Origin of the sequence: Pseudarthrobacter sp. R1, assembly GCF_024494415.1 — a bacterium.
Lineage (GTDB): Bacteria > Actinomycetota > Actinomycetes > Actinomycetales > Micrococcaceae > Arthrobacter.
In genome coordinates, this window is sequence record NZ_JAMKFI010000007.1 from 531,900 (window position 1) to 544,253 (window position 12,354).

The following is a 12,354-nucleotide window of genomic DNA, read 5'->3' on the forward strand; positions in this document are numbered from 1 at the left end:
ACGGGATGTATGACCAGGATCACCCGGCGATCAGCAGGGCCGCTGCGAGTCCCAGGAGGGCGATCAGGAGCCAGGATACGAGGGCCGCAAGGAGCGCACGGCCCCCGGTGTGGAGCAGCGTGCGCACACGTACGGCTGAGCCCAAACCGAACAGCGCGGCGCCGAGCAGGATGTCCTGCAGTGCTGCTCCGGCCTCGAGCCAGCCAGCCGGAAGCCAACCGGTGGAGCGCAGGCCCACCATGGCAATGAAGCCCAGGACAAACAGGGGAACTACCGGCGGCAGTTTCGCGTCCGTGCCCTCCGCGCCCGGGCCGGGATTGGCAAACAGCCGCTGGTGGGCACCCGCCAACGCCGCCACGGGTGCCAGCAGCAGCACCCGGGTGAGTTTGACGACGACGGCGATGCCCAGCGCCGCCGTCCCCGCGGTTTGCGCCGTGGCCACCACCTGGCCCACATCGTGCACCGAGGCGCCCGTCCAGGCGCCAAAAACAGGTGCGCTGAGCTGCAGTGGATGGACCAGGAGGGGCATAACCCCAATGGCGAGGGTCCCGCAGAGCGTCACCAGCGCCACCGGCAGGACGGTGTCCACGTGCCGGATGCGGCGGACGGCCGCCATCGCACCGATGGCGGACGCACCGCAGATCGAGAACCCTGTGGCCACCAGGAGCGAGGTCACCGGGGGCAGCCGGAACAGCCGGGAGATCAGGTAGGTCCCGCCGAAGCTCACCGCCACCACCCCCGCGATCAGCACCAGGGCCAGCCAACCCAGTCCCAGGACGTCCATAACGCTCACCTTCAGGCCCAGCAGGACAATCCCGCCGCGCATGAGGTGCTTGCCGGCGAAGTCCAGCCCCGGGCGCGCCCTGCCTGCAGTCCAGACCCCGGCCGCCGGCAGGTTGGCGGCCAGGACGCCCAGGACCACGGCCAGGGTCATGGCCGGGAGAACGGGAACGAGCCAGTGGACCAGGAACGCCGCGGCCAGGGCAACAGCCGCCGTGGCCAGGCCCGGGAGCAACCGGTTAGCGCCGCCGGGGATGCCCGGGCCGGGCGTGGGGAGGCTTCTGCTGACTGGCACTCACCTACTGTGCCGGAAAGGACACGGAATCCACGAACCACACCACCTCCGCCAACACGCCAGAATGGATGGCAGTAATGAATTCGAAACAAAAAGATGGTTGGCTATTGGACATGTCAGACCTATTCCAGGATTACTCCGTGGCCGCCGGCCGGACCGGAGCCTACGACGAGATGTTCGCCCCCGGGCAAGAAGCACGGGGCTCCTATGAGCAGGTGGCGGACGCCCTTCGCAAGCTCTCCCTCGCCGATGTCAGCGCCCGGGCGGACTCCATGGCACGCACCTTCCTGGACCGTGGTGTCACCTTTGACTTCGCCGGCGAGGAGCGCCCCTTCCCGCTCGATATCGTCCCCCGGGTGATCCCCGCGGCGGAATGGGACGTGCTTGAACGCGGCGTCGCCCAGCGCGTGCACGCACTCGAGGCCTTCCTCAACGACGTGTACGACAAGATGAACGTGGTGTCCGACGGCGTGATACCCCGGCAGCTGGTGACCACCAGCGCACACTTCCACCGCCAGGTCCACGGCTTCGAACCGGCCGGCGGCGTCCGCGTGCACATCTCCGGCATCGACGTTGTCCGTGATGCAGCCGGAACCTTCCGGGTGCTGGAGGACAACGTGCGCGTCCCCTCCGGCGTCAGCTATGTCCTGGAAAACCGGCGCGCCATGGCCAAGGGCCTGCCCGAGGCCTTCGGCCAGCAGCTCATCCGCCCGGTGGAGGAGTACCCCCGCCGGCTCCTCTCGGCCCTGCGCAAAACCGCGCCCGCCGGCGTGGACGATCCCACCGTCGTCGTCCTGACCCCCGGAGTGTTCAACAGCGCCTACTTTGAGCACACGCTGCTCGCGGGCCTGATGGGTGTTGAACTGGTGGAAGGCCGTGACCTCATCTGCCGCGGCAACCGCGTCTACATGCGCACCACGGCCGGCGAGCAGCGCGTGGACGTCATCTACAAACGGATCGACGACGACTTCCTGGACCCGCTGCAGTTCCGGGCCGATTCCATGCTCGGCTGTCCCGGACTCGTCAACGCCGCCCGGGCAGGCGGGGTGACCATCGCCAACGCAGTGGGCAACGGCGTCGCGGATGACAAACTGGTCTACAGTTACGTCCCTGACCTCATCCGCTACTACCTCAACGAGGAACCCATCATCGCGAACGTGGACACCTTCCGCCTGGAGGAGAAGGAAGCGCGTGAATACACCCTGGACAACCTGTCAGAGCTCGTGGTCAAGCCGGTGGACGGCTCCGGCGGCAAGGGCCTGGTCATCGGCCCGGACGCCTCCAGGGACGAACTTGACGCCCTCCGCCAGCGGGTCATCGCAGACCCCCGCGGTTGGATTGCGCAGCCGGTGCTGCAGCTCTCCACCGTGCCCACGCTGAGCGGGGACAAGTTCGGCCCCCGCCACGTGGACCTGCGGCCTTTTGCCGTGAACGACGGCGACAACGTCTGGGTGCTCCCCGGCGGCCTTACCCGCGTGGCACTCAAGGAGGGGTCGCTGATCGTGAACTCCAGCCAGGGTGGCGGTTCCAAGGACACGTGGGTCCTTGCCGATTCGCCCCACCTGCCGGTGGAGACCGTGCCGCGGCAGTCCATCTCCATCCGCGAGCGGGTGTCCGTGTGGCCGGTCGAAAGCAACTGGCGCGACCGCCAGTCGGAGCAGCAGCAGTGACCCGGCCCATGACCGCGCAAATGTCTTTTTCAGTGTCGGGCCCGCAGGAGGTAGCCGCGAATGCTTAGCCGTATTGCCGAGTCCCTTTTTTGGATTGGCCGTTATGTGGAGCGTGCCGATGGCACGGCGCGTATCCTCGATGTGCACCTGGAGCGGCTGAACCACCTGCCCATGGACGAACGCAAAAGCGTGGCACAGGAACTCCTGGCTGTGATGGGCGCCCGCCCGCAGAGCGAGGACTTCGGGCTGCCGGAACTGCTCCACGCCCTGGCCTACGACAAGACGAGCGCCACCTCCATTGCCGGGTCGCTGGGAGCCGCACGCGAGAACGCCCGCCGTGCCCGCGAAACGGTGTCCTCCGGCCTCTGGGAAAGCCTCAACACCACGTATTACGGGTTGAGCCAGCACCGCAAGGACGTGGTGGGCACCTACCGCTTCTGCAACTGGACGCTGGAACGCACCGCCATGGTGAGCGGCCTGGCGGACACCACGGTGAGCCATGACGAAAGCTGGCTCTTCCTGGTGCTGGGACGCTCCCTGGAACGGGCCGACATGACGGCGCGGATGCTCTCCACCCGCGACGTCCTGTCCGCAGGCATGTCCTGGGTCAACATGCTCCGGTGCGCCGGTGCCTACGAGTCCTTCCTGCGTACCCGGCGCGCCGCCTTCGGCGACCAGCACGCCGCCGAGTTCCTGCTCCTGGACCGGCTGTTCCCGCGGTCCATTGTGTACGCGCTGCGGGACGCTGACGAGTGCCTCGCGAAGCTGGATCCGTCGGCACAGCGCGTGGGCTTCATCAACGACGCCCGCCGGATCGTGGGCCAGGCCCGCACGTTCCTTGAGTTCCACCGCACGGACGACCTCATGTCCGAGCTGCCCGAACACATGGAACGCGTGCAGAAGGCAGTGTCCCAGGCTTCGGACGCCATTTCCCGTAAGTACTTCAATCAGGCCGACGAACTGGCTTGGGTGGGAGAAGTTTCATGACCCGGCTGAGCATCGTGCACAAGACGGCCTACAAGTACAACAAGCGGGTCACGCTGTCCTATAACGAGGCCCGCATGACGCCCCTCACGGATTCCCAGCAGGTGGTGCTGGAATCGGTGGTCAAGGTCTCGCCGTCGCAGGCCGCAGTAAGCACGTACCGCGACTACTGGGGGACCAGGGTCACGGCATTCGACATGCAGATGCCGCACGAGCACCTCGAGGTGGTCTCCAACATCACGGTGGAAGTACACCGTGCGGAGAAGATCCCCTCCGAGTCCGACATCGTGGGCTGGGATGTCCTCGCCTCGCCCGGGACGCTCAATACGCACAGCGACTGGCTGCCCCAGTCCCGGCTGAGCGGACCCGGAGACGAGGTCCTTGGCCTCATCCCGGAGGTGGTGGCAGGGAAGAACCCGCACGACGCCGCCATGGCAGTCTTCGAGTGGATGCGCGGCGAGATGACCTACATGTCCGGCTCCACGGCCGTCACCACCAACGCAGAGGAGGCCTGGGGACAGCGCAAGGGCGTGTGCCAGGACCTCGCCCACCTCGCCATCGGCGCGCTGCGGAGCTGCGGAATCCCGGCCCGGTATGTCTCGGGCTACCTGCACCCGCGTTCCAGCGCCGGCATCGGCGAAACGGTCGCCGGGCAGTCACACGCCTGGCTGGAGTTCTGGGACGGTGACTGGCGCAGCTGGGACCCCACCAACCACAAGCCTGCCGGCGACTTCCACGTCACCGTGGCACGGGGGCGGGACTACCGCGATGTGCCCCCGCTGAAAGGCATCTTGTCCGGTGGCGGCGGGTCGGCCCTCAACGTCAGCGTGGAGATCACCCAGCTGGCCTAACCGGAAGGCCCGGACCGACAGCAGTAAACACCAGGGCGTCCACATCTGTGGACGCCCCTGGTGTTTACTCCGGCGATGCCTTGGCGGCTCCGCTGAGCTGGGTCCACCACGTGAGCGGTTCCGTTACCTTGAACCGCCGGCCGGTGATGCTGTCCGGTGCGATCCGGACGAACGCATCCTTCTTGCCCGCCTGCCAGGGGAAAAGGTAAAGCTCGGCAGTAGCCAGGACCTGGTCTGTTCCAGTGACCACCTCGGCAATGCCTTTGACCACCACGCTCCAGGCCAATGCGGTGTCCGGATCCACGCCGTCCGCCTCCAGTGCCACCGCGGCGCCTTCCGACGCGCCAGCGAGCTTTGTGCCTTCCCCGGTGCGGAACACAAGTGTTCCGCCGTCCACGGTGTAGTTGATGGGAAAGATATCCGGACGCCCGTCGGCCAGGACGGCAAGCCTGCCGACGGACACCGTCCGCAGCATGGCCCAGCACTCGTGGTGTTCCAGATTCTGTATGTCGGGGGCAGTCTCGTGGCTCATGCCGCCGAGCATACGCCTACCAGGGGCTTGGCTTGTAGTCCTTGAGGAACACGCCGTACTGGTCCTCGCCGTTCTCGCCCATCACGATCGGATCGTAGACCCGTGCAGCCCCGTCCACCAGGTCCAGGGGCGCGTGGAAGCCTTCCTCCATCAGCCGTACCTTGGTGAAGTGCGGCCGCTCGTCAGTAATCCAGCCGGTGTCGACGGCGGTCATCAGGATGCCGTCGCTGTCCAGCATCTCCTGGGCGCTGGTGCGGGTCATCATGTTCAGCGCCGCCTTGGCCATATTGGTGTGCGGGTGGCCGGGGCCCTTGTAGGCACGGGAGAACTGCCCCTCCATGGCGGAGACGTTCACGATGTACTTCCGCCGCGCGGTGGACTGCCTCATGGCCGAGCGCAGCCTGCTGACCAAAAGGAACGGCGCCGTGACGTTACAGAGCTGCACCTCGAGCATTTCGAGCGGGTCCACCTCGTCCACCACCTGCGTCCAGCTGTTGATCGTCGCGAGGTCCGGGACCAAGCCGCCGGCGTCGATGGCTGTTCCCGAGGCGATCCGCTCCAGCGAAGCGGAACCGGTGGAGAGTGCCAGGGAGGTGATGGCGTCGCCGGCCAGGACCGGGTGCTCAGTGACGCTGCTTGCCAAAGCCAAGGGGTGCTTGTCGTGGGCGTGGCCGAAGGTGACCAGCTCGGGACCGCCGTTGGCCTGCTCCAGGGCTGCGGGCAGCGGCTCGTCCTCAGCGTCCACCAGCGGCTTGTAGGCGTTACCGGACCGGCGCACCGTCTGGGCTGCGTTATTGACAATGATGTCGAGCGGGCCGGCCTCGTTCAACGAGTCGGTCAAGGCCATGACCTGGGCAGGGTCGCGCAGGTCGATGCCCACGATGCGGAGCCGGTGCAACCACGCACCGCTGTCCTCCATGGCGGCAAAGCGGCGGGCCGCATCCTTGGGGAACCGTGTGGTGATGGTGGTATGGGCGCCGTCACGGAGCAGCCGGAGCGCAATGTACATACCGATCTTGGCCCGCCCGCCGGTGAGCAGCGCGCGGCGGCCGGTCAGGTCCGTGCGGGCGTCGCGCTTGCCGTGGTTGAACGCGGCGCACTCGGGGCAGAGCTGATGGTAAAAAGCGTCAACCTGGGTGTAGTGCTGCTTGCAGATGTAGCACGGCCGGGACCGGATGAGATGGCCGGCCACCTTGCCGGTGGCGGAAGGAGCCAGTTTGTTCCCGCGGGTTTCGTCGTCGATCCTGTCCGGGGCCGCGGTGGCGGTCTGCGCGATCACTGCCCGGTCGGCCTCGGAGATCAGGTCCCGCTTGGTGACGCGGCGGTGCCTCTTGACGGCCTTGAACATTTTGCCGGTGGCACGACGCACCGAAACGTAGTCCGGATGCTCCTCGTCATAGGCGTGGATCGTGTTGAGGACCTTGAGGCAGGCCTGGATTTCCTCAGGCGTCAGATCGGGGGAGCTCATTGTACCGATTTTACAGCCTGGGAGTCCCCGCCGGCCCCACCATCAACAGGGCCGGCAGCGCCGGGAGCGCCCGGCCCGGGCGCTCCCGGCAAAGGATCAGGAAATACTTGCGCCGGGCGCCATTTCCGCCGCTGCCGCAGCGTGCGTCTTGGCGACCTTGTCAACGGACTCGCGGACGTCCGGGTACTGCGCGGCTGCGGCCTTGACGGCGTTGGGCACAAGATGCAGGTTGGCGGCCGCGAGCTTGCGCTCTTCTTCGCCGGGCTCCGGAACCTCCTGGCCCTTGGACAGCACAGTAATCCCGGAATCGGTGACCTTGAAGCCGCGGGCACGGTCCAGCTCCGGGTCCAGCCCAATCGCAGCCCCGGCCGGCACTTTGACGTTTTTGTCGATGATGGCCCGGTTGATAACCGCGCCCTCGCCGATCTGCACCTTGTCCATCAGCACCGAATCGATAACCCGGCTGCTGGTTGCCACAAAGACGTCGTTGGAGAGGACCGAGCCCTCCACAACACCGCCGGAAATCACCACGCCGCTGGAAACGATCGAGTCCAGGGCAGTGCCCACAGTGTTGTTCTGGCCGCGGACAAATTTGGCCGGCGGCGAAATGCTCTGCCGCGTGTAGATGGGCCATTCCGAGTTGTACAGGTTGAAGACCGGCAGCGGGGAGATGAGGTCCATATGGGCATCGTAGAAGGAGTCGATGGTGCCGACGTCACGCCAGTAGGTGCGGTCCCGCTCGGTGGAGCCGGGAATGTCGTTGAGGGTGAAGTCGTAGACGCCCGCTTCGCCCTGGTTCACAAAGTAGGGGATGATGTCCCCACCCATGTCGTGCTTGGTGTCGAGCCGCTCGGCGTCGACGTGCAGCGCCGCGACCAGTGCGTCGGCGTCGAAGACGTAGTTGCCCATGGAGGCCAGGAACTGCGAGGGGTCAGCGGCGAGGCCAGGGGTGCTGGCGGGCTTCTCCACAAAGGCGGCAATCTTCTGGGGATCGTTCTGGTCCACTTCGATGACACCGAACTGGTCCGCCATGTGCAGGGGCTGCCGCACTGCGGCGACCGTCGCCTTGGCACCGCTGTTGACGTGCTGCGCCACCATCTGGGCAAAGTCCATGCGGTAGACGTGGTCCGCGCCGACCACCACCACGATGTCCGGGTTGGCGTCATGGATGAGGTTCAGGGACTGGTAGATGGCGTTGGCGCTGCCGAGGAACCAGCTCTTGCCCACGCGCTGCTGCGCCGGGACGGAGGCAACGTAGTTGCCCAGCTGCGTGGACATGCGCCAGGTCTCGGAGATATGCCGGTCCAGGCTGTGCGATTTGTACTGGGTGAGCACAACGATCTGCAGGTAGCGGGAATTCACCAGGTTGGACAAGGCAAAGTCGATCAGGCGGTAGCTTCCCGCAAAGGGCACCGCGGGTTTCGCGCGGTCTGCCGTCAGTGGCATCAGTCTGTTTCCCTCGCCGCCTGCGAGGACAATGGCCAGGACTCTTTTGTTCAACGGCATAATGGTCGCTCCTGTACGCCTTCGTAACTCCCCAAGACAGTCCGGCATGCCCGGACTCCTTCACACTAGAACAGTTATGCGTGAAGGACTACCTTGGGTCTTGTGCGAATAGACATTGTGACTAAAGAGTTTCCGCCGGAAATCTATGGTGGCGCGGGTGTCCACGTGGCCGAATTGAGCAGGGTGCTTAGTAAGCACGTTGACCTGCAGGTTCGTGCATTTGGGGCTCCCCGCGACGCCGACTATCATGGCGCGGCGGTGACGTCCTACTCCGTGCCGGAGGATCTCGGCTCGGCCAACGCCGCGGTGCAGACGCTGGGCGTTGACCTGCGGATCGTCCCGGACGTCGAAGGTGCGGACCTGGTCCATTCGCATACCTGGTACGCCAACATGGCCGGGCACCTCGCGTCCCTGCTCCACGGGATTCCCCATGTTCTCAGCGCCCACAGCCTCGAGCCGCTCCGGCCGTGGAAGGCAGAGCAGCTCGGCGGAGGCTATGCGCTCTCCTCCTGGGTGGAGAAGACCGCCTACGAGGCTGCGGCAGCCATCATCGCCGTGTCGGAGGGCATGCGGCAGGACATCCTGCGCAGCTACCCCAACGTGGACCCGGCCAAGGTGAGGGTGGTCCACAACGGCATCGACGTCGAGCTGTGGAACCGCGACGAGAACAGCGACGCCGTCCGCGCCCTGGGTATCGATCCGGACAAGCCAAGCGTGGTCTTTGTGGGGAGAAACACCCGCCAGAAGGGGGTTCCCTACCTCCTGCGGGCCGCCGCGAAGCTTCCGGCCGACGTCCAGCTGGTCCTCTGCCTTGGCGCCGCAGACACTCCGGAACTGGCCGCGGAGACTGCCCGCCTCATCGAAGACCTGCAGCGGGAGCGCACCGGCGTTGTCCTGATCGAGCGCATGCTGCCCCGCAACGAGCTCATCCAGGTCCTCAGCCACGCCACGGCCTTCGCCTGCCCCTCCATCTACGAGCCCCTCGGCATCGTCAACCTCGAAGCCATGGCCTGCGGCGCAGCAGTTGTGGCGAGCGCCACCGGTGGTATCCCCGAGGTGGTGGATCACGGCCGGACCGGCCTCCTGGTGGACCTGGAGCAGGTGACGGACGGTACCGGAACACCCCTTGACCCGGAAAAGTTCGTCACCGAGTTCGCCGCTGCCCTCACCGAGGTCGTCTCGGACCCCGAGCGCGCACGCGCCATGGGACAGGCCGGCCGGCTGCGTGCCGAACAGCACTTCTCGTGGGAATCCATCACCGAGACCACGCTTGAGGTGTACCGCTCAGTGCTTCCGGCGCAGGGCCAGCCCTCGTAGCTAAATAACGACGGCGCCGCCCCCCTCGCGAGGGGAGCGGCGCCGTCGTCGTTCCTGGCTGTAGGGGACGGTCAGTTGCGCTTGCCTGCAACGGAACGGGCTATCAGCACCTTTTCGTCCACCGGGGCCTGGCCGTTGGCGCGCTGGCTCCGAAAGTAGGCGCGGGCCTCGTCCTGCCGGTTTTTCTCGGCACCGGTGGCGATGGTTGCCCGCACGTGCTGCTCGCCGTAACCGAAGGCGTCCACCAGGTCCACGGCATGCGGGCGGATTTTGACCAGCAGCCGGTTGATGTACTCGCCCACCGTGCGGCCCCGCTGCATGGAAAGGCGGCCGTTCATGAGGTACCAGGACAGGTTCTTTTCGATCAGGGAGAGGCCGAACAGGTCGCGCAGCCAGGTCAGCACCTGTTTCGTGCCGGGATCGGTGACAGCGCGGAGCGCGTCCGTGAACGCCTCCCACTGGAGCAGCTCGGCGTGCGCCTGGGCTGCGTCGATGAGTTCATTCTGGTGCCGGTTGAACAGGGCCGCACCCTTTTCCTGCGACAACCTGCCCGTGCCCTTAAGCGCCGTGGCAGCTTCAGCCACCATGGTCTGGACACGGTCTGTGAGGAGCGCGCGCTGGCTTTCCTCGTCCCGCAGCGCAATGGCCGCCTTCTGCACGGAACCGGTGTCCGCGACGAACTGTGCCACCTGGCGCAGGCCGGTGCGGTGGATGGCCGCGCCGGTAGCCTGGCCCACCACGTAACGGGCCAGCACTCCGAAGTCGACACTCCGGAATTCTTTGGCGTAGTCAGCCAGCAGCCGTTTGGCAACGAGCTGCAGCAGCACGGTGTTGTCGCCCTCGAAGGTGGCATAGACGTCCAGGTCCGCCCGCAGCGACGCGAAGCGGTTCTCGATCAGGAACCCGGCCCCGCCGCAGGCTTCGCGGCATTCCTGCAGGGTATCCAGGGCGTGCCAGGTGCTCAGCGGTTTCAGGGCTGCGGCGAGGGTTTCCAGGTCCTGCCGGTCTTCGTCCGTGTCATGGGCGCCGGAGAACACGTCGTCGAACTTTTCCAGCAGCTGCTCGTGCGCGAAGCTGGCCGCGTACGTGGTGGCCAGCCGTGTGAACAGGCGCTTTTGGTGGCGCTGGTAATCGAGGAGCACTTCCTCCTCGGTGTGGGATGAGGCATTGAACTGGCGGCGCTCGGTGGCGTACTGTACTGCCGCCTTCAAGGCCACTTTGGACGCGGCCACGGCAGCGCCGTCGAGGGATACCCGGCCCTGCACAAGGGTGCCCAGCATGGTGAAGAAGCGGCGGCCGGGGCTGGCGATGGGGGAGCTGTACCGGCCGTCGGCATCCACGTCTCCGTACCGGTTCAGCAGGTTGGTCCGGGGGATCCGGACATTGGTGAAGTGCAGCCTGCCGTTGTCGATGCCGTTGAGGCCGCCCTTGACGCCGTCGTCCTCGCCTCCGATGCCCGGCAGGAATTCTTTTGTCGCGGGGTCCCGAAGGTCCACGTAGAACGCATGGACCCCGTGGTTGACGCCCCGGGTAACCAGCTGGGCGAAGACCACTGCGCCCAGGCCGTCAGTGGCCGCGTTTCCGATGTAGTCCTTCCAGGCAGCACGGAAGGGAGTGTGCACGACGAATTCGTCAGTGGAGGGGTCGTAGGTGGCGGTGGTGGCGATACTGGCCACGTCCGAGCCGTGCCCTGTCTCTGTCATGGCGAAGCACCCCGGGATCTCGAGGTTCATGATGCCCGGAAGCCATCTGGCGTGGTGTTCGGCGGTCCCGAGGTGCATCACGGCGGAACCAAAGAGCCCCCATTGGACGCCGGCTTTGATCTGCAGCGAAGGGTCCGCCACCACAAGTTCCTCAAAACCGGCGATGTTCCCGCCGTGGTCATCCGAGCCGCCCAGGGACTCGGGGAACGCGCGGTGCACGGCCTCGTTCTCCACGAGGTACTGCAGCTGGCCGAACACCCTGGCGCGGTGTTCAGTGTGCGTCAGGCCTTCGATCTTGTGCAGCTCGGGTGACGCTGCGAGGTTCCGGGCTTGGAGCCGGACCGCTGCCCACTTGCCAAGGAGCTGCTCACCCAGCGCGTCGACGTCGACGGCGGGCTGCGCGGAGGCGGCGGCGGCCACCGTGGTGGGGCGGCGCGTGTTTCCAGCGGGACGGTCCACTAGTTCAGTCATGTCAATGTCCTTCGTTGGTGCTGACAGATGGGTTGGTGGTGCTGCGGCAAAGCAAGGGGGTTCACGCCTCGGGGGCGGACAGCCTGGGCAGTTCAGGAGCGATGCCAACGCACAGCCAGGCGGTGATCTGCCGCGCCATCGCCTCCTGCCCTGGTTTTATTGGGGAGTCCGGCGTACTCAGCCACTGTTCACCGGCATTCCGGACCAGCCCGATTGCCGCTTTGGGCCAGTAGCCGATGACGGCCTCCTTGCCGTCCCCCAAATGCGAACGCATGGGGGTGGCAATCATGTCGGCGACGGCTTCAAAAAAGTGTCCCAGCGCAGCCGACCCCGCTGCAGGATCCGGATCCTGCGTAGTGGCCGGTTCCGCTGCGGCATGACGTGTCACAAAGGTGTAGACGTTGGGGCTCGTACTTGCCATCTGAAGGTAGGCGGTGACCATTGCCAGCAGACCTTCACGGGGGGTGACGGCGCTCTGTGCAGCCTCCTGGATGCGGCGCTGCATTTGGCTGAGGACAACTTCGCCCACAGCCTGCTGCAGCCCGGCCTTGTCCCCGAAATAGCGGTAGAAGACAGATTTGGAGGTACCCGCGGCGGCGGCAATGTCCTCCATGGAGGCGTCGCTGCCCAGTGCGTGCACCGCCCGGCGGGCTGACTTGATCAGCTCCCTGCGCCGCTCCTCCCGGTGGCTCTGCCAGCGGGAGGAGCGGCCGTCTCCGGGCCCGGCGGCAACGGCGGGCGCATGCCCTGCTTCCTGGATGTTCACGATACCCAGCG

At 66.2% G+C, this 12,354-nt stretch carries 10 protein-coding genes; 4 read left to right on the forward strand and 6 right to left on the reverse strand.

The window, feature by feature from the left end:
• Window positions 1-19 precede the first annotated feature (19 nt).
• A complete protein-coding gene (locus M8J71_RS10300) occupies window positions 20-1,075 on the reverse strand; it encodes a YeiH family protein (RefSeq protein ID WP_256247810.1) in 1,056 nt (351 codons plus the stop codon).
• Window positions 1,076-1,188: 113 nt separating this feature from the next.
• Here M8J71_RS10300 and M8J71_RS10305 point away from each other — a divergent pair, with 113 nt between their 5' ends.
• From M8J71_RS10305 to M8J71_RS10315, 3 genes are read left to right on the forward strand one after another with little or no spacing between them, the layout of a single operon-like run.
• Complete coding sequence (locus M8J71_RS10305) at window positions 1,189-2,745, forward strand: circularly permuted type 2 ATP-grasp protein (protein ID WP_256247811.1); 1,557 nt, start codon at window positions 1,189-1,191, stop codon at window positions 2,743-2,745.
• A gap of 60 nt (window positions 2,746-2,805) precedes the next feature.
• A complete protein-coding gene (locus M8J71_RS10310) occupies window positions 2,806-3,732 on the forward strand; it encodes an alpha-E domain-containing protein (protein ID WP_102975536.1) in 927 nt (308 codons plus the stop codon).
• The gene (locus M8J71_RS10315; RefSeq protein WP_256247812.1) at window positions 3,729-4,580 is read left to right on the forward strand and encodes a transglutaminase family protein; all 852 of its coding nucleotides are present in this window, start codon (window positions 3,729-3,731) and stop codon (window positions 4,578-4,580) included. Before M8J71_RS10310 ends, M8J71_RS10315 begins: the two co-directional genes overlap by 4 nt.
• A 64-nt stretch (window positions 4,581-4,644) precedes the next feature.
• On the opposite strand, the gene M8J71_RS10320 is transcribed toward M8J71_RS10315, so the two are convergent.
• From M8J71_RS10320 to glgC, 3 genes are all read right to left on the reverse strand, one after another.
• Entirely contained in the window at window positions 4,645-5,112 is a 468-nt protein-coding gene (locus M8J71_RS10320) for a pyridoxamine 5'-phosphate oxidase family protein (protein ID WP_256247813.1), read from the reverse strand.
• A gap of 16 nt (window positions 5,113-5,128) precedes the next feature.
• Window positions 5,129-6,580, reverse strand: coding sequence for an SDR family NAD(P)-dependent oxidoreductase (locus M8J71_RS10325; protein ID WP_256247814.1), 1,452 nt, complete (start codon window positions 6,578-6,580; stop codon window positions 5,129-5,131).
• Between the two features lie 96 nt (window positions 6,581-6,676).
• Window positions 6,677-8,086 carry a glucose-1-phosphate adenylyltransferase gene (gene glgC, locus M8J71_RS10330; protein WP_163163679.1) on the reverse strand — a complete coding sequence of 470 codons (1,410 nt, stop codon included), beginning with the start codon at window positions 8,084-8,086 and terminating at the stop codon, window positions 6,677-6,679.
• Between the two features lie 102 nt (window positions 8,087-8,188).
• Here glgC and glgA point away from each other — a divergent pair, with 102 nt between their 5' ends.
• Window positions 8,189-9,403: a glycogen synthase gene (gene glgA, locus M8J71_RS10335; RefSeq protein WP_256247815.1), complete on the forward strand. Its 1,215-nt coding sequence runs from the start codon at window positions 8,189-8,191 to the stop codon at window positions 9,401-9,403.
• A 71-nt stretch (window positions 9,404-9,474) separates the two neighbouring features.
• On the opposite strand, the gene M8J71_RS10340 is transcribed toward glgA, so the two are convergent.
• Together M8J71_RS10340 and M8J71_RS10345 are read right to left on the reverse strand one after the other, a co-directional pair.
• The gene (locus tag M8J71_RS10340) at window positions 9,475-11,577 is read right to left on the reverse strand and encodes an acyl-CoA dehydrogenase family protein (protein ID WP_256247816.1); all 2,103 of its coding nucleotides are present in this window, start codon (window positions 11,575-11,577) and stop codon (window positions 9,475-9,477) included.
• A gap of 61 nt (window positions 11,578-11,638) precedes the next feature.
• Window positions 11,639-12,337: a TetR family transcriptional regulator gene (locus M8J71_RS10345; RefSeq protein WP_374114835.1), complete on the reverse strand. Its 699-nt coding sequence runs from the start codon at window positions 12,335-12,337 to the stop codon at window positions 11,639-11,641.
• Window positions 12,338-12,354: the final 17 nt, after the last annotated feature.